This is a genomic window from Methylocapsa palsarum (assembly GCF_900114285.1).
Classification (GTDB): domain Bacteria; phylum Pseudomonadota; class Alphaproteobacteria; order Rhizobiales; family Beijerinckiaceae; genus Methylocapsa; species Methylocapsa palsarum.
In genome coordinates this window covers 59,477-82,998 of the sequence record NZ_FOSN01000013.1, presented here as the reverse complement: position 1 = coordinate 82,998, position 23,522 = coordinate 59,477, and the positions used below count along the sequence as shown (strand labels likewise).

Genomic DNA, 23,522 nt, shown 5'->3' with positions numbered 1-23,522 from the left:
ATCTCTTCTCGTTTTAGGCTCAAATAAAAGCTAAGGCGCAAAGCATCATGACCATCTCCGATCCGGAAATACACAGCTCTGAGCGTCAACGGACGCTAGCGGCCGCCATTTTCGACGTCGACGGCGTCTTGCTTGAATCCCCTCATGAGCGCGCTTGGCGTGAAGCGCTTAGAGGTCTTGCCGACCCGGCGCGTTTTACCTCAAAGATGTATCAGGCCTATGTCGCGGGCAAACCCCGCATGGCTGGCGCTCGTGCGGCGCTGCAGGAGTTGGGCGTGCCTGACGCCGATCGGCAAGCCATCGTTTATGCGAAGCACAAACAAAAGCTGCTTGAGGAGCTAATCCACGCTGGCGGCGTCGCCGCCTTTCCCGACGCGCTGCGCTTCATTCAAGCTGTTGCGGGGTTGGGTTGGCCTATGGCTGTCGCATCGTCTTCGAAAAATGCCAACAGCATGATGAAAACGATCCGTCTCGCTTCCGGTAAGCGCCTCTTCGATATGTTCAGCGTCAACGTCTGCGGTCGCGATTTGCCGCTTGGCAAGCCGAACCCGGCAATTTTCCTGCTCGCTGCTACAGAATTAAGGGTCGACCCCACATGCTGCTTCGTCGCCGAGGATGCCTCCGTCGGCGTCGAGGCGGCCCGCGCAGGCGGCATGACCGCGCTTGGCGTCGCCCGGCGGGGGGACGCGATCCCTTTGAGGACGGCGGGCGCGGATCTGGTGGTCGCAAGCCTCGATGAAATCGCAATCGATGAACTCGCCGATGGGCGGCTGGAGCGGCGGACTACATGATCGAAACTGGGACGATGGAACAGATGTTGCGGCCGACCGCGGATCCTGCCTGGCTTCTCGCCACGGAAGGCTACGACCCGCTTCGAGAGAGCAGCTTTGAGTCCCGTTTTGCGATCAGCAATGGATTTCTTGGCGTAAGGGGCGGTCGCGCGGCGACTCGAGGCGCCCGTTGGGTGGTTCCCGCGCGCACCTACGTCGCCGGCTTATTCGACAAATCCGACGCCCAGCACGCTATTCCCGAGCTAATCCCGGCCGCGGACTGGATGAAGCTTCGGATATTGCTTCCCGGCGGAGCTCTGATCCAGCATCCCGGCGACGTGTCGTCGCATCGCATTACGCTCGATTTGCAGCGCGGCGCGCTGCTGAGCGAATGCAGCCGGCTGAAGGCGCCTGATATCAGCCTCCGCCTACGCACGTTGCGCTTCGTGTCGCTAAGCGATCGCGCGCTCGGGCTGCAATTGATCCAGCTAGAGATCGAGGAGGGAGAGGTCGAGGTCACCCTTGAAGCGTCATTTGAAGGAATGAACCTGGGGCTCGCGTCCGTGCAGATCGATCAGCATGTCGGCGTTTGGCGCACCGAGCATTCGGGCAAAAGTATCGCGATGGCGAGCGGCTCTTCGCTCCAGGTCGATGGCCATGATCTTTTCGGGACAGCGCTTGGCCAATTGAAATCGTCCTGGAGCTGGAAAACCCGTGCGGGGCAAGTCGTCTGTTTCGAGCGCTCGGTAGCTATCGTGCGAAGCGACGTTGAAGCGTTCAATCCGGCTGCCGCCGCAATCGAAAAGCTTGGTGCGGCGCGACAGCTTGGCTGGCATGGTGTTACAGCGGCGCACGAGGCGGCCTGGGCAAGCCGCTGGCTGCTTAGTGACGTTCTGGTTGACGGCGATGCATCAGTTCAGCAGGCCTTGCGGTTCGCGATCTACCATCTGAACAGCGCCGCAAACCCCGGCGATGAGCGGGTTTCGATTGGCGCGCGGGCGCTAACCGGGGCCGACTATCATGGACATGTCTTCTGGGACACCGAGATCTTTCTGTTGCCCTTTTACATCTTCACTTGGCCTGAAGCAGCGCGAGCGCTCCTCATGTATCGCTTCCACACCCTCGATGGCGCGCGGGCGAAAGCGACGAGGATGGGCTGGCGCGGCGCGCTGTACGCCTGGGAATCCGCTTTGACCGGAGCGGAGGCGGCGCCGGCCCAGGCGATTGGCCCGGATCGTCAGGTCATCCCTATCCTCTGCGGCTCGCAGGAGCAGCATATCAGCGCGGATGTCGCCTATGCGGTCTGGCAATACTGGCAAGCAACGGGGGATGACAGGTTCCTCCGCGAGGCGGGCGCAGAAATTATTCTGGAGACGGGCAGGTTCTGGTCCAGCCGCGCCAAGCTTGAGGCTGATGGACGCCGTCACATCCGGGGAGTCATCGGTCCGGATGAATACCATGAAGATATTGACGACAACGCCTACACGAATGTGATGGCGCGCTGGAACGTTCGGCGGGCGCTTGATATCGCTGCTTTACTACACGAGCGCTGGCCGGAGTGTTGGCAAAGTTTGGCGTCCCGCCTCGACATCGGCGAAGCCGAGTTGAAGCAATGGCGGATCGTCGCCGAGTCAATCGCGGCAAATCCTGACCCAAAAACAGGACTTTTCCAGGAGTTCTCAGGCTACTTCGAACTCGAGAGGATCAATTTAGCTGACTATGCGGGCCGTTCCGTGCCAATGGACGTCGTGCTGGGTCGGGAGCGGACGCAAAAGTCTCAGGTGATCAAACAGGCCGACGTGGTTGCGTTGCTCGCACTATTGCCGAATGAGTTCGCTGGCGAGACGGGGGCGGAAAACTTTCGTTATTATGAGCCTCGATGCGACCACGGCAGCTCTTTGAGTCCCGCCATGCATGGCCTAGTCGCCGCGCGACTCGGCCAATCCGAAAAGGCGCTCCGATACTTTCGAAAAGCCGCCGCAATTGATCTTTCCGATACTCACGTGGCGATCGACGGCGGTGTCCACATCGCCGCGCTCGGGGGGAACTGGATGCTGGTTGTGCTTGGATTTGCGGGGTTGTCCCTTCGGGACGATGGAATTGGCGTTGACCCACAACTGCCGGCAGCCTGGCGCAGCCTTTCTTTCGGCGTCCAGTGGCGCGGCCGCAGCCTCAAGATCAGGATCGATCAGGAGAAAAACCGTCTTGAGGCGACGCTTGAATCAGGAGCGCCGATGATGCTCGTCGTCGGCGGCGCGCCGCCGCGGGAACTTCGCCAGGGCAACGCGCTCCAGGTTGATCTCAGCGCGGAACTGGCGCCAGCCTGAGGCTGGGTATAGGGTTCAACTTTCAGGCCCGTTGGAAGGGTTCATGACGTTCTGGATCGATCCGGCGCCTGCATAAAACTATAAGCTGCCGAGCGGGCTGGGTGAAGGCATGCTTCACGTTGGCGTCATAGCTCTCTCGAAGTCAACGGCCGGACAGTATCCCGGAGGGCTGTGATCGCTGCGACGTAATCGCCAGATCCGAAGATTGCGGACCCTGCGACGATGGCGGTCGCGCCAGCCTCAATCGATTGCCCGGCTGTTTCGTGATTTTGTCCACCGTCAACCTCGATGATCGGGTCGAGACCGCGCTTTGCGCAAAGCTCACGCAATCGGCGGATCTTAGGTAAAATTTCCGGAATGAATTTCTGACCACCAAAGCCAGGGCTGACGGTCATGACAAGTACGAAGTCGCAGAGATGAAGGACATATTCGATCATCTCTGCGGGTGTTTCAGGATCGAGTGCGACCCCGGCTTTCTTTCCGAGGGCGTGAATTTGCGAAAGGACGCTGTAGAGATGTAATGTTGATGACGTCTCCGCCTGGATTAGAAGATGATCGGCGCCGGCCTTGACAAAGTCGACGATATAGCGCTCCGGTTCGACAATCATAAGATGAACGTTGAGCGGTTTACGGGTGTGGCGCCGCACCGTTTGGACAATGACCGGGCCGAACGTGATATTTGACACGAACCGGCCGTCCATGACGTCGACGTGGATCCAGTCGGCGCCCGCCGTGTCGACGGCGCGAATCTCATCGGCGAGATAACCAAAATCCGCCGACAAGATCGACGGGGCGATGATGATAGACTTACGCGGCGCGCTTTCAGCCGGGGGTTCCTTGGCGATCAACATTTCGTCCGAAACAGTTTGCGAGGAAATTGATGTTGCGATGATCCCGCGTGGCATTCATATAGCCTTCGTTATCAGTCGCCAATGTTTCACTCAACTCCGCCGGCGACATCAACGAGCTCGAATGGACATCGCGTAAGAATTTTCGCGAGCTCGACAGTGAAACGTTTTCTTATCGTCGCGATCGAGTTTTCGAAGTGCCGTTCCGCTCGGATCAGGGGGCCGGCAATGGTCGGAACCCTTTCGATAGCGTAGGCATCTTGCGCTGCCGTAAGTTTGAGAGGACCCGCTTCCCGTTGGCCAAAAGGGAAGCCATAAGCTGCGATGCAGAGTGTTGTATGCTGGTAAAATCATGTCCACCTCGGCCTTTTAATAGGCCAATCCAAGTTCGCTTTTCAGCTCCCTAGTAATCGCGTTCAATGCTCCATTGCAGTTTGGATTTGTCGACGAAAATCTGCAAAGACATGTCCTTGGACAAGGCCGAGAGCCAATATTTCGTTGGCTCGGCTTTCTCCATTTGGACCATTCAAGCGTAACTTCAAGATGCCGGCTGTTTTGGCTCTGGGTCGATGGATTCGCCACCTTCGACGTGACCGCCAAAGCCAAAGCGCATGGCTGAGAGCATCCTTTCCCCGAAAGTATGGTTCTTCCGCGAGCGAAATCTTGCATAAAGCGCCGTAGAGAGCACGTCCGCCGGGACCGCTTCCTCAATCGCCGCCTCCACTGTCCAGCGGCCTTCGCCGGAATCCTGAACAAAACCTGAAAAACCATCCAGCCGCGGGTCCGTCGCCAGCGCGGCGGCGCTAAGGTCGAGCAGCCACGAAGAGATGACGCTGCCACGCCGCCAAACCTCTGCGATATCCGCCATATCTAATGCGAAGCGCTCGCCCTCGGGCAGATCTTTCGAATTTTTGCCGTACAAAATGTCGAAGCCCTCGGCATAGGCCTGCATTAACCCATATTCAATTCCGTTATGGACCATCTTGACGAAGTGTCCGGCGCCAGAAGGCCCCGCATGAAGGTAGCCGCGCTCCGCGCGCGTTTCGCCTTGGTCGCGGCCTGGCGTGCGAGTGATATCTCCTAAACCCGGCGCGAGCGCCGAGAAGATCGGATCGAGGTAATCCACCGCCTCCTTTGGGCCGCCGATCATCATGCAATAGCCACGTTCGATACCCCAGACGCCGCCGGAGGTGCCGCAATCGAGGTAGCGAATGCGCTTTTCCCCTAATATCTTTGCGCGTCGGATATCATCTTTATAAAAAGAATTGCCGCCATCAATGATAATGTCGTCTGGTCCTACCAGGGCGCCAAGACTGTCGACTGTCTGTTCGGTAATTTGGCCGGAAGGCAGCATCAACCATATGACGCGATGCTTTTCCTCGAGGGTCCGCACTATCTCGCGCAGAGACTCAACGGCGGTTGCGCCCTCCTTGGCTAGCGAATCGCGTGCTCTGGCGTTGACATCGAACACCACGCATTGATGCCCCGCTTTCATCAGACGACGAGAAATGTTGCCTCCCATGCGGCCTAATCCAATTATGCCTATCTGCATCTTCTTTATTCCTTAGTAAAAAGGGGCATCGCTACTCGAACGCCGCATTCACTGCGCGCGCCAAACCGGCGATGCCGGCGTCAACATACCCGAGGTGGATGCGGAGGGCGCGCCGCCCGCGCTCCACCAGCACATCGAGATCACCGCGCGCTTGCGCTTCTTTCACAACGCCAAAGCTGTAGGAATGACCGGGGACAACGATATCGATTGGATCGTCGCAAGTGATCTGTAGGAATACGCCGGTATTCGGGCCGCCCTTGTAGATTTGTCCGGTCGAGTGCTGAAAACGGGGTCCGAAGCCGAGACAAGTGGCGGCGTGAGTCCCGTCACGGATGCGGCCGCGCATGGCCGTCAGAGCCTGCGTGTTTGCCTCATTACGCTGGATGTACGCCAGAAGCGCCACATAGTCGCCAGCGTGGACGCGGCTAAAATGGCTTTTGAGATAGCCGGATAAAGTGTTGTGGCGGCCAAGCTCAGCGGCGTTGCGCGGATCGGCATAGAGCGACAATCCATTTTCACGAAACACCGGTTCCTCATTGGGTAGACTGTGCGACTTCTCATAGTCCTCCATGAGCGTACGCGTCTTGTCCTTGCTCGCTTCGACATCAGGCTGATCAAAAGGGTCGATTCCGATGATCGCGCCGGCGACGGCGACGGCGATCTCCCAGCGGAAGAACTCCTGGCCTAAATGCCAGATATCCTTCACGTTAATCCGTACGATCGGATGGCCGGCCCGCTCCAGCGCCGCGATCGTCTCACGTTGCAAATGATTGATTTGCCCATCCAATTCGAGATCGACGAAGAACCGGTCGCTCCCGTAACGCTCAGGCCCGGTGAGTGGCTCGCCGGCTATCGGAATTAGCCCACGTCCTTGCTTTCCGGTGCTTTCGGCGAGAAGCTGTTCAAGCCAGGCGGCGAAATCTGCAATCCCTGGCGACGGGATGATTGTTACCTTGTCGCGGCCGAATTGTGTTGCGGCGACAGCCAGGGCAACGCCGAGCTGGACCCCCGGATTCTCAATCGGCGGGACATCAGAACCGCATCCGCGCTCCATCTGCCGCGCATTGTCAAGCAGACGTCGGACATCGACACCGATGGCCGCCGCCGGCGCGAGACCGAACTTCGACAGCACGGAGTACCGGCCGCCAATCGCGGGTGCGCCATAGAAAATATGCGAAAAGCGTAGCGATTTGGCGCGTCTTTCAAGAGGGGACCCCGGATCCGTAACTGCGACGAAGTGTTCGCCGACGTTTCCCTTGTCTCGCACCGCGCCGAGGCGATCAAGGAAGTAATCCAAAAAAATGTTGGGCTCCAGCGTTGTTCCCGATTTGGAGGAGACGATGAACAGTGTCTTGGAGAGATCGACAGCCCGTTCGATCGCCCCGATCTGCGCAGGATCCGTACTGTCCAGCATGTGGAAGAGCGGCCAGTCGGGCTGGCGGCCGAAGGTCTCGCTCAGCACTTCCGGACCGAGGCTCGATCCTCCCATACCCAGCAGTAAAACGTCGGTGAAGCCGCGTGACTTAGCCGTCGCCGCAAAGCTGCCCAACTGGGCGAGATCGGCCAGCTCCAGCTCCACGACGCGCAGCCACCCAACCCATTTGTCCTCGTCCATCCCAGACCATAGCGACTTGTCGCCGTCCCAAAGCCGGCGTATGCGCCCCTCCCTGCGCCAGATCTCCATTTCCGCATCGAGGGCGGCCTTAAACTCCGCGGAGCCCGGTCCAATCTCCATCCGAGGACGCGCGCCATAAAGTAATGTCCGCCGGCGCCGCGCAATTGCCCCAAACAGCTTATCGAAGGCGTCCGAAAACCCCTGCACCCCCTCGCGAAGAAGTTCTTCGCAGACCTCCTCCAGCGAAACGCCATATCGCCCCAACTCGGCGAGCGTCGCACGTGCGGATGCGACATCCTGTTCGATGGCGTCGGGCATCACATTTCCATGCGCGCGAAATGCCTCCAGGGTCGCTGGCGGCATCGTATTCACGGTGTCGCGGCCAATCAGTGCATCCACGTACATTGTGTCCCTGAAGGCTGGACTCTTTGTGCTGGTTGAAGCCCACAGGAGGCGCTGCGTTCGCGCTCCCGATCCGGCCAAATCCTGCCAGCGTGCGCTGGAGAACAGCGATTTGTACCGTGCATAGGCCAATTTCGCATTGGCGATGGCCACTTTCCCGCGCAAACCCTCCGCGACTGTCGTATCGTCCAGCTTATCCAGCCGCTTGTCGATCAAAGTGTCGATCCGACTGACGAAGATGCTGGCGACGCTGCCAATTTTGGAGACGTCCCCGCCCGCTCGGGCCAGATCCTCGAGCCCAGCGATGTAGGCTTCGGCCACCCGCTCATAAATACTGATGGAAAAAAGCAAGGTGACGTTGATGTTCAGCCCGCTCCCGATTAACTGACGTATCACCTCAAGTCCTACAGGGGTCGCCGGGACCTTAACCATCAGATTTGGGCGCGATACCTTGGTCCACAGCCGCCGCGCTTCCGCTAAAGTCGCCTTGGCGTCATTAGCCAAGTACGGGGAGCATTCGAGGCTGACATAACCATCACGTCCTTTCGTCTTTTCGTAGACCGGCAGCAGAACATCGGCGGCGGAGCGGATGTCGGCGATCGCCAGCTGCTCATAAATGCCGGAAATGCTGTGGTCAGCTTGCGTCTGAAACTGCTCCAGCGCCTCCGCGTAGTCGTCGGTCTCACCAATCGTCTTCTCGAAAATCGAAGGGTTCGACGTCAGGCCTTTCAAGCCGTCACGCTCGATAAGAGTGCGCAAGTCCCCGCTTTCAACCAGGCTTCGCCCCAGATCGTCGAGCCAAGGCGATTGACCACATGTTTCCAGTTGTTTCAATCGGGTCATGCCTTATGTCCTTGACTTTGGCGCGCCGGCGCGTCTCAGGTGCAGGCCGAGCGTTCACTTTGACCTTCACTGACAGCCCTCGTGGAAATTTCCTCAGATGGATTATAGCTGGCGGTTCGTCCAGGGCCGTAGCCTCGGAAACTAATCAGATGGCGTCGCGCCCGACCTTTTGGTTTGTTAAATATCTATCCCAGGCGCTCTCGTCAGAGTTCCCGCAAGGGTCGATCAGAGCGTCATCTGAGATTTCTGCAATTTAATTGAAATCGAAGCTTTTTGCCGGCAGCTTGCTTCCGCTTTTCGAATCGTGGAATCAGATCTCCAGCCGAACGCCTAAGAGGCGAGCGTTATGATGGCCTGAGCGAAAGTGTCGCCCCGGCGGCTCGGGCATTCCTCAGCTCAACACGGAGACCCCGCGATCTCCGCGGACATGGTTTATCCCCACGGGCCAATATTCCACTCAGAACATGACCATAGGTAATTTCCGAACCTATCATAGCATTGTAAATCGGCGGTATTAAACAACAAGTCTATGTTTGTAAGCCGAACACTTCAAACGTCCTCTATGCGCGGCCTCCCAGAATCGATAATCAGTTGAACCAATAAGGATCGATATTGCACAGCTCGTTGGGAGTACCGTGTTTATATGCTTAGTGTGGCGCACCTTGACGGGCTGGATGATGATCGGCTTTTACATGATGCGGTATTACCCCTCTCACCAGCAGCTCAACAATGTCGTTATGGAGTAATGTGATGACGAAGATTTTTTCGACAATTTTGTGTGTCATTGGAACGTCTGCTTTGGCGGTCATTTCCTTGACTTCTACTGTTCAAGCCAAAAAAGCGGGGGATTGGACCTGCGAAGATTTCCTTCAGCTTTCAGATGCGGCAAAATCACGCGTCGTTTACTGGTTGGTGGGTCTCAACAAGCAGGAGATGAAAGAGGCGCCGAATATAACCGCTAAGGATTTTGGCATTCCTGTCTCAAAAGTTGTCCAATATTGTCACCAGAATCGTCCAGCAAACCTCTGGGACGCAATTGTTGCGCGTTTCTACTGGAGGGCGATGCAGATTCCATAAAGCAGGCGCGCGTCTCTGAGCGACGGGCATCGCCGACTGCCCGGCGGACGCCACTAGTTCGCGCAATCATGCCTTGCAAATCTTCAGGTCTCACTCACAAAGCCATCGCGTCGTCACATCTGCCAGAAAGGAGAGAATATTCTGGAACTGTTCTCCGCGCACTCTTCGAAAGTCACCGCTCAAACAAGAGCCGGATCGCAACCTGACTGAGCCCCTTCCATACGCGCAACGTGCGCATCTGAGAGTCCCAAGAGTTATAGAAGCGGCGCTAGCTGTCTACGTTGACTAGAGCCAAGGGTGACGTTTTTTCACGACCAAGAATGGGCGCTGGATGCTGATTTATGCGTTGGGAGCTTGATTGCTTTGCCCCTCCCCTCTGTCTAGATACTGAAGTAATATGTAGATGATTTGTTTCAGACCATCGCGAGTGAATTCGCCGTAGTGGCCCTTTACGCCTTTGGCTGCTCTACCAATATTGGAGCCGCTTGCCACCCTTGAAATTGGTTAGCCCAGCGATAGGCACCTCGCCTGGGGACTCGATAGTCGGGGCCTCATCGCCATCGCGGGCACGTTATGATGACGCGGCGATGGCGTGGCGCAGTTCTCGATAGGAATCTTTTGACTCTTTCATCGATAGGACCGCGTGCATTAACCCCAATGGCGAGGCCAGGAACATTAAGACTCGTCTCCCCCGGCTCACAATTTGAAACTCGCTAGGACAAAGAGAATCCTCATGCCGAAATCTGACGTCGCGCAGCCCAAGGCTCCCAGATCAAAGCCTTTAACGGAGGGAGATTTGAAATCGCTTCCCTTGCCGGAGGTTGAGAAAGAGCTCGGTTCGACGCCGGAGGGGCTCAGTCAGGCCGAGGCGGAAAGGCGCCTGACCCAATATGGGCCGAACGAGATCGAGGAAAAGAAGACCAATCCAATCCTGAAATTCCTCAGCTATTTCTGGGGTCCTATCCCGTGGATGATCGAGGTTGCGGTGATCTTGTCGGGCGTGGTCAGGCATTGGCCGGATTTCTTCATCATCCTCCTTCTGCTCCTAGCCAATGCCTTTGTCGGTTTTTGGGAGGAGCGTCAGGCTGGCAACGCCATCGCCGCGCTGAAGGCGACGCTAGCGATCAAGGCCCGCGTGAAACGGGATGGGAAGTGGACCGCGCCGGCGGCGCGAGACTTGGTGCCAGGCGACGTCATCCGACTGCGACTGGGCGACATCGTGCCGGCGGACGCGCGTCTGCTGGAGGGCGATCCGGTGGAGGTTGATCAGTCGGCGCTGACCGGCGAATCCCTTCCGGTCACGCGCAATCTTGGCGACGCGGTGTTTTCCGGCTCAATCCTCCGTCAAGGCGAAACCGGCGCAATGGTCTACGCGACCGGCGCCGACACATACTTCGGCAAGACGGCGCAGCTTGTGCAAGACGTGCACACCGTCAGCCACTTTCAACGCGCCGTTCTGAAGATCGGTAATTACCTGATCGTCCTTGCGGTGGCTTTGGTCGGGGTGATTATTGCTTTCGCGATGTTCCGCGGCGATCCGATCCTCACGACGCTGCAATTCGCATTGGTGCTGACTGTCGCCGCAATTCCCGTAGCGATGCCCACGGTTTTGTCGGTGACGATGGCGGTCGGAGCGCGGCTGCTCGCCAAAAAGCAGGCGGTCATCAGCCATCTGGTAGCGATCGAGGAATTGGCCGGCGTAGACATCCTGTGCGCGGACAAAACCGGCACATTGACCCAGAACAGGCTGACGCTCGGCGATTCATTCAGCGTCAACAATGTTCCCGCCGACCAAGTCATCCTCAACGCAGCACTGGCCTCGCGCGCGGACAATAACGATACGATTGATCTCGCCGTTCTGGGCGGCCTCAAAGGCAACGAGGCGTTGAAGGGTTACGACGTCACTCATTTCCAGCCGTTCGACCCGGTGCATAAACGCACCGAGGCCGCCGTCAAAGATGCGGACGGAAGGGCTTTCAAGGTTACGAAGGGTGCGCCGCAGGTCATTCTGGCGCTTTCAGCCAACGCCGAGCAAGTGAAGGCCGCCGTCGACAAAGCTATCGATGGTTTCGCCGTTCGCGGCTTCCGTTCGTTGGGCGTGGCGCGGGCCGACGGAGATGGCCAATGGCAATTTCTCGGCGTATTGCCCCTATTCGATCCGCCACGGGAAGACGCCAAGGCGACCATCGCAATGGCGCGCCAGATGGGCGTGAAGGTCATGATGGTAACGGGCGATGCGCTGGCCATTGCTGAGGAAACCGCCAAGAAACTTGCGATGGGCGCCAATATTCTCGACGCCAGAAGCCTCGGCGACGAGAAGCAGCAAGAGTCGGCCGCGAAGGCCCTGACCATCGAGAAGGCCGACGGCTTCGCCCAGGTATTTCCTGAACACAAATTCCACATTGTGGATGATTTGCAGAAACGCGGCCACATCGTCGGCATGACAGGCGACGGCGTGAACGATGCGCCTGCGCTGAAAAAAGCCGATTGCGGCATCGCCGTCTCCGGCGCGACCGACGCAGCGCGGGCGGCGGCGGACATCGTGCTGATGACGCCCGGGCTGTCCGTCATCATTGACGCGATCAAGGAAAGCCGCCGCATCTTCCAGCGGATGAATAGCTATGCGATCTACCGCATCGCCGAGACGCTGCGCGTCCTGTTCTTCATGACACTGGCGATCCTGATCTTCAATTTTTATCCATTGACCGCGGTGATGATCGTCATGCTCGCGCTGCTCAACGACGGCGCGATCCTGTCCATCGCCTACGACAATGTGCACTACAAAGATAAGCCCGAGGCCTGGAATATGCGCCTGGTTCTGGGCGTCGCCACGGCGCTGGGCGTTATCGGGGTCGTCGCCGCGTTTGGCCTATTTTATCTGGGGGAGCGCGTTTTTCACCTAAATCGCGCGCTCATCCAGACTCTTATGTATTTAAAGCTCTCCGTAGCGGGACATCTGACTATTTTCCTGACGCGCACGCGCGGCCCGTTCTGGTCCATACGACCCGCTCGGATTCTTTTGATGGCCGTGTTTAGCACGCAAGCGATCGCTACTCTGATTGCGGTTTACGGGGTATTTATGACGCCGCTCGGGTGGGGTTGGGCCCTGTTCGTCTGGGGCTATGCTCTTGCCTGGTTCCTTGTGAACGACCGTGTAAAACTACTCGCTTATTCAATTCTTGATCCAGCCGTGAAGGATGCCGCGAGAACACCAGAAGCCTGGACTTGGCGCGAGCCGCCACATCAGCGAACATCAGCCGGATCGTCCGGACGCGGACAGTTTCAATCGGATGGGACGGCGAACCAGACAGCTTTTGGCTGGGTCCCCGCACATTGGCGAATCTCCGCCGTAGCCGTTTCAGCCATCGTTCTGGCTTTCGGCGGCGGCTGGTTCTATTGGTCGACCCATCGCACGGCCCCCGTTCACTACGCGACGCAGAAACTCGGATTCGGCCAGATCGCACGTACCATAACCGCGAGGGGCGTCGTCGCACCCTTGGCGACCGTCCCAGTCGAAGCCGGCGTCTCCGGCGTAGTCCAGGCGATCTCTTGCGCTACGAACACGAAAGTGAAGGCGGGTCAGCTCTGCGCAAAAATTGACCCTCACCCTTATCAAGTCATAGCAGACCAGGACGCGGCCGATCTTTCGGCAGCCGAGGCTCGATCCCAAAATGACGAAGTCGCTCTCACACGGACACAAGCAGCTTTCGAGCATCGTGAGTTCTTGGCGAGGCGTCGGGCTATTTCGAAGAAAGCGCTCAAGGTGTCGCGTAATGCCCTTGAGCGTGCTCAGGCACGAACAACGCGCGACGAAGAAACGGTCGCACAGCTTCAAGCTGACGCCGAGACATCCCGGAGCAAACTCCTCCAAACAGATATCATTTCGCCGATCGATGGAACAGTGGTCTCACGCGACGCAGAAAGGGGTCAGTTGGTCGCGGCAGGCTCCGAGGAGCCGCTTTTCCGCATCGCCGCAGATGTCAGCGTTATACGGATCAACGCCTCTATCAGCGACCTCGCAATCGGCGAAATCAAGCTCCGCGATAAGGCCTCGATCACAGTCGATTCCTCTCCCGGCCGATCCTTCCCCGGCGAGGTGACGGAAATTGGGCCGTCGCAGCACACGATCAAGGGAATAACGGCCTATGACGTCGTCATCACTGCGGCCAATCCGGACCTGATGCTCGATCCTGGTATGGCGGCGACGATCAAAATCGTGGCCGCCAGCCGCAAGGATGCGCTCCGCTCTCCTGATTAAGCGCTGCGTTATTCTAAAGCCGCGGACGCGGCCCGATCGACTTTCGGCCGAACAAAAGGCTGCCCTCAAGTCTGGGTACTGCGTCGCGGGGAGCCACAAGCTGCGCCTCTTCAGCTCAGCCTCGACATTGGCGGCTACTCGGAAATTGTCAAGAGCGACATTCAGCCCCGCGAGGATCTGGTATTTAGTGAAGGCAGTGACCACGCACATCAAGCGATTGTCAAAAGAACGCTAAAAGGACGCACATGAAAATCAATCCAAAAGAGTTCTCCGTGAAGGAAGGCGACGACGTTGATCTGGGAAAGTGGCCAACGACAGTTGATGCGTCGTATAAGTCGAAAGACGACTATCATAGACTGCTGGAAGAGCACGTTTCGAAACTGAGCGCATTGCAGCAGCTTCACTACGCGTCCGACCGCTATGCGCTTCTTCTGATCTTTCAGGCGATGGATGCGGCCGGTAAAGACGGCGCGATTAAGCACGTCATGTCAGGCGTCAATCCGCAAGGCTGCCAGGTCTTTAGCTTCAAACATCCGAGTGCCGCCGAGTTGCAGCATGATTTTCTCTGGCGCACAACCCGGAATCTGCCGGAGCGCGGGCAGATAGGAATCTTCAACCGATCTTACTACGAGGAGGTGCTGATCCTCCGGGTGCATCCTGAAATCCTACGCAGTGAAGCGATCCCCAACGCTCCGAGCGATGAAAAGGACATTTGGCGCGATCGCTATCGATCTATCGTCGATTTGGAGCGGCATCTGCATGTGAATGGAACCCGCATCATCAAGTTCTACTTGCATCTCTCGAAGGCAGAGCAGCGTAAACGCTTCCTTGAGCGCATTGATGAACCGCAAAAGAACTGGAAGTTCAGCCTTGCGGACATCGCGGAGCGGAAATTCTGGGGCAACTATATGAAGGCGTATGAGGAATGCATCACTGCGACAAGCACGAGCCGGGCGCCTTGGTATGTCGTTCCGGCGGACGATAAAAAGAATGCCAGGCTGATCGTATCCCAGATCATTCTAGATAGGTTCGAAGAGCTTGGAATGAGCTATCCGAAGACGACCGACGCCCGCAAGAAGGAATTGATCGAAATCCGCAAACAACTGACAAATTGAGCGACCCAGCCACGCTGATCGGAGAGCCGCCTCTGCTTACCGGAACGGTAGCAAGCGTTTGCCGCCTAAGTACTCTACCTCGTCAAACAGGGTCAAGAATGTTTTGCGCATCGGTTCGACATTGGCTTGCCCCGTTGAAAGCCTGCGCGGGGATGAAAGTCTGCGCGGAGAGCCTCTTCCTGACCCCAAGAGGTATCACTGATGCCAGATTCCGCGCGTTTACCGGCGCAAGCGCGAGCAGCGAACGGTAGGCGGTGAGGTAGGATTCGGCCATCCGTTCGGCCGTGAAGCGCTTTTCGAATTCCGCGCGCACACTGGATCTGGACATTAGCGAGACCGTGGCGATAGCAGCCACCGCGTCATCCATGGATTCTACAATTCGGCCCGTCACGCCATTTGAAATGACCTCTGGGACTGAGCCGTTGCGCCACGCGATGACTGGCGTTCCGGCTGACATCGCTTCAATCATAACGAGACCGAATGGTTCGGGCCAATCAATCGGGAAGAGCAACGCGCACGCGCCGCCAAGAAACTCACGCTTGTCGCTCTCGTTGATTTCGCCGATAAACTCGATAAGCGGGTCATTGAGCATCGGCTCGATTACAGTCTTGAAGTATTCGAGATCGGCATTATCCACCTTCGCGGCGATCCTCAACCGCACCCCTGACCGCTTGGCGATTTCGATGGCTCGATCGGGCCGCTTTTCTGGTGAAATACGGCCAAGGAAAGCGAGATAATCGCCCCCTTTCGAATTGAACGGACAAATATGGGCGGGGAGCCCATGCATGATAGTCGCCAGCCAGTTTGCGGATTTTGGCATCGGGCTGCGTTGAGAATCCGAAATGGAGACCAGGGGCATTTCCGGAAACGCCTCATAGAGCGGATGGGCGTCTCTAAGATCGAGGCGCCCATGAAGCGTCACGAGGCATTTGTGCGCGAGGTCCTGAAATAGCGCGTTCGGCAGCAGGTCAATGTGAAAATGAATGACGTCGAATTCGGCGGCCCTGCGTCTGACTTCTCGCAACATGGCGAGTGTGCTGCCAATATGGTCCCGAATACCCGCCAATCTGAGGCTTTGCCGCGCGCACGACACGAAGTTGGCCGATGTTTCCGAGTCGGCGCTGGCAAACAAAGTTATTTTATGACCTTTCCGGACAAGCTCCTCGGCTAGCCACGATACAACGCGCTCGGTTCCGCCATAGAGCTTTGGCGGCACTGCTTCAGCTAAGGGAGCAACGAGCGCTATACGCATTGAGTATTCCTTTCGATGGATGTCACGAGTTGATCGACGCTAAAAGCAATTCGATGCCGCGTCGGCGCTCGCTTGCATTACGGGCTGTATTCGCGACCTAAACGCGGCTTCGGATCGGTAATCTATGTGGCTCGTTTAGCGTCCCGAACATGATCTCTTGGCGGAGAATAGTTTGCATGTCATGCGATGACGATGGGCAATGGTTTCTTTAACGGGGAAGCCCCGGCAGCGACCGTATGATCTTGTTTTTCGGGAATGCGCAGGCGGCGTGACAAATCAAATGCGACGCACAGAGCAGGACTGTCTCTCCTGTCGCGCCAATGATGAGACGATGAATGGCATGCCATTGCCTTCCTCCCCTACCGCGACGGATAGAAAGGTGTTGATTTTCGAGTAAGATAAAACACGGAACTGATAGCGTCATGTCGACCGCTCATCTTTTTAGCCATAATTCCGGGACCAACGAATAGGATGGAGCTCTGCCACCCTCAGTTACTACAACGTTACCTTACTTCGCGATCGAGCGCGGTACTAGATTCGGAAAATACTCAGACCTCCCAAGTCGACGCGAGCCTATTTCCTCAACAAAACCACTAAGAGTCAAACCTGCGACCTATCACCTTCTCGAGCTATACGATCAGCCGGTAGGCACTCAAACCGTTGATGGGCCTTCGTTCCACAATTCTATCGCACGCGCTTCTTGATGCCTGAGCTTGGCGCCCAGGCTATCAATCCATGCCGAGCCATAGCAAAATGCCGGCATTCGGTCCCATTTAGGAGACGCCCACAAATAAGTGCGTTATATTATGCGCGTGGGCGATCGCGGCGCGATTACGTAATTCCATTCTGGATGAAATGCATCAGCCTCGATGTTTAACGCGGCCATTTGAGCGTCGGTTATCTTGATGCCCTTCGCATAGATATTGTTGTCGAGTTCGCAACGGACCTCGAGGCCCGACTTGGTGGTGGTCGCTCCAATCAGTTCGTCCACGGCCAGGCGACTGCTCAGCGGCCTACCACGCCAGTTCTGAGTGATGTGGCAGAACATGCGGTGCTCTATCTTGTTCCATTTCGATGTCCCGAGCGGATAGTGACACACCACAAGAGTCAGGCCTGTGGCATCGGCAAGTTCTTGAAGTTTGACCTTCCACAGCCGGACGCGGCTGCCATTGGAGCCGCCGCCGTCGGCCGTGATCATCAGCCGGTCGGTCGTCGGGTATCGCTCCTGTCCCATCATCTCTAGCCAGCGATGAATGCTGTTGACGGCGAACTCCTCTGTGTCGTGATCAACGCCGACGCTGACCTAGCCGGCATTGGCGCCAATATCGTAGACGCCATAGGGAATGGCTTTGCCGAGTTCTTTGTCGACGAAGTCATGCACATTCACTTTATCCGGGCAAGCTTCCGGCCGATAGTCGCTGCCCGCATTCTTGTAGTCGCCGATCAGCTCCCTCTTCTTGGTATCGACCGAGATGACCGGCTGGCCAGCAGCCTGAAAGGCCATGGCTTGCTGATTGATGAGCTCGAATTGAGCGTCACGATCGGGGTGATGGCTCCCTTCCTTGGTCTTGCGATTCACTTGGCGGCGGTAGTGAAGCTGTTCAAGAAGCTTTGGGATGCTGCTTTCCGCAACCTGATGCCCCATGGCACACAACGCCACCGCGAGCTTGGCGTGGCTCTTCGACACCCAAAGCAGCGGCCGCATCGGGTCGCCAAGCGTCGACGGTTCGATGATCCGTCGCAAATCGTCCAGAAGCGTTGCAGCCGTCCGCGTGAGCGAGCGCCGTCCTCCCCCAGCACGTCGAACCTTTCCCTGGGAAAACCCGGACGCCTCCAGATCCTTCAACCCGCGGCCGATCGTGCTTCGCGCTATCCCCACCGCCTGTCCTCAGGCTGGACTATTCCGAGATCTGGCCGCCGTCTTACAGGACAGCCACCATCCTGAACCAGAGGCTCGGGCTGGGGCCATTACGGCATCTAAACGCTTTGAAAAGGGGCTTGCGAGCCGAGGAAATTTGCATTGGCGTTTCGCCAGCGGGAGCCATCCCAGCACACATCCCAGTTCGGCCCTTCCTCCCGATCGTATCCTCCCGATCGAATGGCTCAGAACCGCTCGGCTTTTGCCCGGCTCCCAAACAAAAGCGATAAATCATGATCGTCTGGTCACGCCATCGCTACGATGCTAATAGCCACCTGCGCGGCGCCCACGAAGTAAAACGCTGTAAGCGGCAGGTTCAACCACTTTGAATGGTGACCGCCCGGAAACGGATCAACGCAAGAAACAGGAAGAGCCCTCCAACCATGGCGACAAAAAGAAAGTCGGGCCATACCACGGTGAGGCCTGCGCCACGATAGAGAATTGATTGTGCAAACGCCACAAAATGAGTTGACGGAACCGCCGTCATAATAGTGCGAAGCGCAAGCGGCATGGATTCGAGCGGCGTATTGCTTCCCGAAAGCATATTCATCGGCATGGCGACGAGAAGGTAAAGAAGACCGAGCTGGGGCATAGTCCGCGCGATCGTCGCTAGAAAGATACCGATAGCCGTAGCAAAAAACAGGTATATAGCCACGCCGACCATGAAGAGGGGAACCGAGCCGACGACGGGAATGGAGAGCAGCATGCGTACTACGATCGTCAGCGACAGGCCGACTGCAATCGTGATCACAAGGCTGTTGGCCCAGACTTTCGACATGGCGATTTCAAAAGGCGTCACAGGCATGACCAGAAGATGGTCCATTGTTCCGTGTTCACGCTCTCGAATAATCGCGGCGCCGGCGAGGATGATCGCGAGCATCGTGACGCTATTGATGATGCCCATGATGCTTGTGAACCACGATGTCGTCACATTCGGGTTAAAGGCGACGCGGACCGCGAGCGTGACCGATGATTGTGAAGTTCCTTGGGATCGAGACGAGAAAGCACCCTCGTTGCGTGAAACGAAATTGCTGATCTCGGTCGAGAATATTTGCTGGATATAATTGGAGCCGAGCCCCGCCTGCACCATCGCTGTCGCATCGATATCCACTTGAACGGCCGGATATCGTCTAGCGAGAACATCGCGCTCGAAGTCCGGCGGAATCACGATGACGAAAGTGTAGCGCGCCGTATCCATCAGGCGCTCAATGTCGCTTGCGATGATCGCCTGAGGCGGCTTAAAATAAGGTGGCAGAAGCGCCGCGATCATTCGGCGCGATAGCGGTGAATGGTCTTCATCTGCTACACCCACGGAAGCATTGTGCAGCTCCTGAGAGTTGCTTTGCGCCTGCGTGTAGACAGAAAATGTGAATGACCAGATCACAAAACCAAGCAAGACATAATCCTTGAAAAAGCTGCGAAGCTCCTTTGTTCCAAGCCAGAAAATATTGCTGAGAGTATTGGAGGACATTGAGGTTAGTCCTCCTGCTTGCGTAAAACAATGAGGCTAAGTCCTATAAGAATCGGGATGAAGACCGCCAGCGTGAGTAAGCTGCCCTGCATCTCAATGAAACCAAGCGCTTTAGTGAACGCGCCAACACTGATCTTCAGGAAATAGGTCATCGGGAAACAACGCCCCATGATTGCGGGAAATCCAGCAAGAGAGGACACTGGCGTCATCATTCCGCTGAACTGAGTCGCAATCAGTACTGTAACGATAGCGGTGCCGAACAGCGCCGCGATTTGCGTGCGGCAGAAAGCCGAGACTAGCATGCCGATACCGGTCGTTGACGTCACATACAATAAGGCGCCGAGAAGCAAAGCCGGAAAACTTCCCTTTAGGGGCACCCGAAATAAGAAGACGATAATGAGAAAGAGTAATGCGAAATTGACCATGGCGACGCCGATATAAGGGAGTTGCTTGCCGAGAAGGAACTCAAGGCGCGTTACGGGCGTGACATAGAGATTCGTGATCGAGCCTAATTCCTTTTCGCGCACGATGGCGAGCGCCATCAGAATTGCCGGGATAAGGGCGAGCAGCAGCGCCATGCTGCCAGGCGCCATGGCGTATATGCTGTCGAAGTCCTGATTGTAACTAAATCGCACTTCGATTCTGGCCGGCGGAACCGCCCGCGCGGCAGCAGCGCCGAGTAAAGCGAGATCAGAATTGCGAAGCGCGTCGCGCGCCTCATCAAATGTAGCGGCTGCGCGTTGACCGCTGCGAATAGCAAGGTCAGATAAAAATTGCTGGTGGGCGGCCTGGAGGTATCCCCGGATCGTCTCGGCGCGAAACGGCATAGCTCCGTCAATCCAGGCCGCTACAGAAGTCGGAACCGCTTTTTTGATGAAACGGCCGAAGTTGGGCGGGATTTCAATTGCAGCCTTGATATCGCCTGATTGCATGCGTTTTTCGAGGCTGGATTCATCGGCGATTGCCGCTTTTTCGATGAAATATGAGGAGCCGCGCAATTCCTCGAGATAAGCTCTACTTTCCGGCGTATTGTCGCGATCGAGGACGGCGAAGGATAAATTGTCGACGTCAGTGGAAATGCCGGCTGCAAAGACGATCATGAGGAAGGTCGTGCCAAGCAACGCGAAGCCGATGCGGATCGGGTCGCGCGCGAGTTCGAGGCCTTCGCGGATCGCATAAGCGAATAGGCGACGCAGGCTGAACCACACGGCTGGATGTCGCTTCGGCGCTTTCCGTGTCGGGAGGCGAACTAGACTGGCGCCAGAGTTGGAGGCTTGCGGGCCTTCTGCCTGCTCAAGATAGGAAATGAAGGCGTCTTCGAGATTAGCGCAATGACGCGCCGCAACGAGATCCGCGGGAGTTCCCATCGCAAGCACACGGCCTGCATCCATCAGCGCTATGCGGTCGCAGCGCGCGGCCTCGTTCATAAAATGTGTGGACACGAAAATCGTTACGCTTTGATTGCGGGAGAGATCGACCAGAAGCTCCCAAAACTCGTCACGCGCGAGCGGGTCGACCCCGGAGGTGGGCTCATCGAGGATGAGGATTTCTGGCGCGTGAACGATGGCGACAGCGAGGGATAGGCGCTGGCGAATGCCGAGCGGGAGATCGCCAGCGTTCTGATCGAGATAGGGGCGTAGCCCAAAGCGTTCGACGAGGGTGGCGATGCGCGCTTTAGCCTCTTCTTTAGGAAGGTGGAACAGGCGCGCATGCAAGTCTATATTCTGACGGACTGTGAGCTCGGTATAGAGAGAAAAAGATTGCGACATATAGCCGACGCGAAAACGGGCCCGCTTGTCGGCTGCGTCGAGCCGCTTGCCGAATAAAAAGGCTTCGCCGGAACTGGCTGGCAAAAGGCCGGTCAGCATCTTCATCGTCGTCGTCTTGCCGCAGCCATTCGAGCCAAGAAAGCCAAAGATCTCGCCCCTCTGGATCGAGAAACTTACATGATCGACGGCGGTGAAGTCGCCGAAGCGGCGCGTGAGGTCACGCGCAACGATCACCGGCTCTCCGCCGCCTCGCTTTAGCGGCGGAATAGTGAAGACCTTGCGAGCGCGCTGCTTCTCTTGAGGCAATAGCGCGATAAAGGCCTCCTCGAGAGACGACGCTCCTGTCTTTGTCTCGATAGCCATCGGCGTTCCCGTGGCGAGCACGCGGCCTTCATTCATAACGACAAGCCAATCGAATTGCTCAGCTTCCTCCATGTAGGCCGTCGCCGTAATAACGCTCATGTCTTGTCGCTGAGAGCGCATGCGCGCGATGAGGCTCCAGAATTGACGCCTTGAAAGCGGATCGACGCCCGTCGTCGGCTCGTCGAGAATCAGGAGATCGGGATCGTGAATCAGCGCGCAACAAAGGCCAAGCTTCTGGCGCATGCCGCCGGAAAGTTTTGCCGCAAGCCGCTCCGAAAAGCGAGAGAGCCCCGTTGCTTGAAGCAGTTCCGAGATGCGCCGCTTACGTTCTTTCAGCGGCTGATCGAAGAGGCGCCCGAAAAAGTCGATGTTCTCCCTCACGCTGAGGTCGGGATAAAGATTTTTCCCGAGCCCCTGCGGCATATAGGCGATACGGGGGCAGACGTCCGCGCGGTTGCGGCGATCGCTAAAGTCGCAGCCAAGAACATGGACATCGCCATTTTGGATGCGGCGGGCGCCGGCGATAAGGCTTAAGAGCGAAGACTTTCCGACTCCGTCAGGGCCAATCAGCCCGACCATGCAGCCGCCCGGAAGGGCCAACGTCACATCGTCAAGCGCTTTTGTCACGCCATAGCGCAACGAAACGCCGGAAAGCTCAGCCACTGAAGCGCGGGAAACTTTCACTGCGAACTGGTCGAAGCGGGCACCCGCAGCTCCGCAGGCCACTTCACTTTGGAATCGACCAGCACGTAGGCGATTCCAGGAAGACCCGTCCGCACATCAGCGGCGTGCGCGCGCAAAATCTCGGGATCGACGCGCACCTTCACGCGGAACATCAGCTTGTCGCGCTCATTCTTGGTCTCGACCGCTTTCGGCGTGAACTGCGCCTGCGTCGCAATAAAGGAGACATGCGCCGAGATCGGAAACGTCGGATAGGCGTCGAGCAAAAGCCTCGCGTCAGACCCTACGCCCGCCCGGCCGGCGTCACTCGTTGGCAGGTAGACATCCATATAGACATTTGAAACATCGAGAAGGGTGAAGACCTTGCCGCCCGCCGGAAGCACCTCGCCAACATTGGCAATCCGATATTGAACGCGGCCAATCGTTGGCGACACCAGCGTGTTGTCGGCGATATTGACCTTGAAAAACTCGACGTCATGGGTCGCGGCGTCGCGCGCGCGCTCAGCCTCGCCGACGCGGGCGTTTGCCGCGTTGAGCGCGGCCAACGCGCCGGTTAAACCTTGTTGGCGTTGATCCAGCAATTGCTTAGTTGCGAATCCGCGCGTCACGAGCGCCATGGTGCGTTCGATTTCCTGCTTGGCAAGCGTGACCTGTGTTTTCTGCTGCTCTACGTTCGCGTTTGCTTCGTCAAGGCTGCGCTGGGCTTGCTGAACCTGGGACTCGGCCTTCGCGAGAGAGGCCTCAAGATCGCGGACGTCCATGCGCGCAACGATCTGTCCTGGCGCGACCATATCACCTTCGTCGACGAACAATTGCGCGACCCGACCAGCAAATTTGGTTTCGATATCAATTTCCTGCGCCTCCACCCGCCCATTGCCGGACACGATCCCGGCCGGAAGCCGCGCCTGGCGCTGACGCCACCAATAAAAGCCCCCGCAGACGACGACGGCAATCAGGATGAGAGCCAAAATAAGCTTCCAAACCGGTCTTCGGCGATCGGAAAGCGGCGGAGTTGGAATCGCTAGAGGCGCCTCGGCTACCCGCACTAGAGCTCTGCTGGGGGTTTCGGTTTCGCCGGACGCGACCTCTTCGTCTTTCAAAACATTGGAAGGATCGGGTTCGCGCATGGGTTCGCTGTGCACTCTCATTGCTTGTGGCCACGGAGCGGAACATTCATGCGAACCGCGCAGCACTTAGCTCATTTATATTGTTAAACACTTCAAAGGCTAATGGTAACTCTTGCAAAGGCGCTCGCCTTCTC

General features: G+C 57.3%; 12 protein-coding genes and 1 pseudogene. 5 read left to right on the top strand and 8 right to left on the bottom strand.

Features of this window, described 5'->3' with window-relative positions; translation table 11 throughout:
• Positions 1 to 47: 47 nt before the first annotated feature.
• The gene (locus BM177_RS14150; RefSeq protein ID WP_091684750.1) at positions 48 to 791 is read left to right on the top strand and encodes an HAD family hydrolase; all 744 of its coding nucleotides are present in this window, start codon (positions 48 to 50) and stop codon (positions 789 to 791) included.
• Positions 788 to 3,097 carry a glycoside hydrolase family 65 protein gene (locus BM177_RS14145; RefSeq protein ID WP_091684748.1) on the top strand — a complete coding sequence of 770 codons (2,310 nt, stop codon included), beginning with the start codon at positions 788 to 790 and terminating at the stop codon, positions 3,095 to 3,097. Before BM177_RS14150 ends, BM177_RS14145 begins: the two co-directional genes overlap by 4 nt.
• Positions 3,098 to 3,222: 125 nt before the next feature.
• On the opposite strand, the gene rpe is transcribed toward BM177_RS14145, so the two are convergent.
• The 3 genes from rpe to BM177_RS14130 form a co-directional block, all read right to left on the bottom strand.
• On the bottom strand, positions 3,223 to 4,002 hold the full coding sequence (gene rpe / locus BM177_RS14140) for a ribulose-phosphate 3-epimerase (RefSeq protein WP_244532336.1): 780 nt from the start codon (positions 4,000 to 4,002) through the stop codon (positions 3,223 to 3,225).
• Between the two features lie 481 nt (positions 4,003 to 4,483).
• Positions 4,484 to 5,497 (bottom strand): phosphogluconate dehydrogenase (NAD(+)-dependent, decarboxylating), encoded by a 1,014-nt coding sequence (gene gnd / locus BM177_RS14135; protein ID WP_091684744.1) that lies wholly within the window; start codon positions 5,495 to 5,497, stop codon positions 4,484 to 4,486.
• A gap of 31 nt (positions 5,498 to 5,528) precedes the next feature.
• On the bottom strand, positions 5,529 to 8,357 hold the full coding sequence (locus tag BM177_RS14130; RefSeq protein ID WP_091684741.1) for a bifunctional transaldolase/phosoglucose isomerase: 2,829 nt from the start codon (positions 8,355 to 8,357) through the stop codon (positions 5,529 to 5,531).
• Positions 8,358 to 9,107: 750 nt separating this feature from the next.
• On the opposite strand from BM177_RS14130, the gene BM177_RS14125 reads away from it, so the two are divergent.
• The 3 genes from BM177_RS14125 (at position 9,108) to BM177_RS14115 (ending at position 14,807) form a co-directional block, all read left to right on the top strand.
• Positions 9,108 to 9,434: an HdeA/HdeB family chaperone gene (locus BM177_RS14125; protein ID WP_175492617.1), complete on the top strand. Its 327-nt coding sequence runs from the start codon at positions 9,108 to 9,110 to the stop codon at positions 9,432 to 9,434.
• 733 nt (positions 9,435 to 10,167) lie between these two features.
• Entirely contained in the window at positions 10,168 to 13,692 is a 3,525-nt protein-coding gene (locus BM177_RS14120; protein WP_091684737.1) for a plasma-membrane proton-efflux P-type ATPase, read from the top strand.
• 245 nt (positions 13,693 to 13,937) lie between these two features.
• Positions 13,938 to 14,807 carry an ADP-polyphosphate phosphotransferase gene (locus BM177_RS14115; protein WP_091684734.1) on the top strand — a complete coding sequence of 290 codons (870 nt, stop codon included), beginning with the start codon at positions 13,938 to 13,940 and terminating at the stop codon, positions 14,805 to 14,807.
• 82 nt (positions 14,808 to 14,889) lie between these two features.
• Here the strand turns inward: BM177_RS14115 and BM177_RS14110 are convergent, their stop codons facing one another.
• The 5 genes and pseudogenes from BM177_RS14110 to BM177_RS14090 all read right to left on the bottom strand — a co-directional run bounded on the left by BM177_RS14110 (position 14,890) and on the right by BM177_RS14090 (position 23,229).
• The gene (locus BM177_RS14110; protein ID WP_091684732.1) at positions 14,890 to 16,059 is read right to left on the bottom strand and encodes a glycosyltransferase family 4 protein; all 1,170 of its coding nucleotides are present in this window, start codon (positions 16,057 to 16,059) and stop codon (positions 14,890 to 14,892) included.
• 799 nt (positions 16,060 to 16,858) lie between these two features.
• Positions 16,859 to 17,935: pseudogene (locus BM177_RS14105) on the bottom strand (ISAzo13 family transposase); the annotation flags it as partial.
• A 358-nt stretch (positions 17,936 to 18,293) separates the two neighbouring features.
• Positions 18,294 to 19,448, bottom strand: coding sequence for an ABC transporter permease (locus BM177_RS14100; RefSeq protein ID WP_091684730.1), 1,155 nt, complete (start codon positions 19,446 to 19,448; stop codon positions 18,294 to 18,296).
• A 5-nt stretch (positions 19,449 to 19,453) separates the two neighbouring features.
• A complete protein-coding gene (rbbA, locus tag BM177_RS14095) occupies positions 19,454 to 22,264 on the bottom strand; it encodes a ribosome-associated ATPase/putative transporter RbbA (RefSeq protein ID WP_091684728.1) in 2,811 nt (936 codons plus the stop codon).
• On the bottom strand, positions 22,261 to 23,229 hold the full coding sequence (locus tag BM177_RS14090) for an HlyD family secretion protein (protein WP_342028915.1): 969 nt from the start codon (positions 23,227 to 23,229) through the stop codon (positions 22,261 to 22,263). Before BM177_RS14090 ends, rbbA begins: the two co-directional genes overlap by 4 nt.
• Positions 23,230 to 23,522: the final 293 nt, after the last annotated feature.

What these genes read in the sequence shown, in the direction of transcription:
- BM177_RS14150 (WP_091684750.1), top strand. Translation starts at nt 48, where the DNA reads ATGACCATCTCCGATCCGGAAATACACAGCTCTGAGCGTCAACGGACG.
- BM177_RS14145 (WP_091684748.1), top strand. Translation starts at nt 788, where the DNA reads ATGATCGAAACTGGGACGATGGAACAGATGTTGCGGCCGACCGCGGAT.
- rpe (WP_244532336.1), bottom strand. Translation starts at nt 4,002, where the DNA reads ATGCCACGCGGGATCATCGCAACATCAATTTCCTCGCAAACTGTTTCG.
- gnd (WP_091684744.1), bottom strand. Translation starts at nt 5,497, where the DNA reads ATGCAGATAGGCATAATTGGATTAGGCCGCATGGGAGGCAACATTTCT.
- BM177_RS14130 (WP_091684741.1), bottom strand. Translation starts at nt 8,357, where the DNA reads ATGACCCGATTGAAACAACTGGAAACATGTGGTCAATCGCCTTGGCTC.
- BM177_RS14125 (WP_175492617.1), top strand. Translation starts at nt 9,108, where the DNA reads ATGACGAAGATTTTTTCGACAATTTTGTGTGTCATTGGAACGTCTGCT.
- BM177_RS14120 (WP_091684737.1), top strand. Translation starts at nt 10,168, where the DNA reads ATGCCGAAATCTGACGTCGCGCAGCCCAAGGCTCCCAGATCAAAGCCT.
- BM177_RS14115 (WP_091684734.1), top strand. Translation starts at nt 13,938, where the DNA reads ATGAAAATCAATCCAAAAGAGTTCTCCGTGAAGGAAGGCGACGACGTT.
- BM177_RS14110 (WP_091684732.1), bottom strand. Translation starts at nt 16,059, where the DNA reads ATGCGTATAGCGCTCGTTGCTCCCTTAGCTGAAGCAGTGCCGCCAAAG.
- BM177_RS14100 (WP_091684730.1), bottom strand. Translation starts at nt 19,448, where the DNA reads ATGTCCTCCAATACTCTCAGCAATATTTTCTGGCTTGGAACAAAGGAG.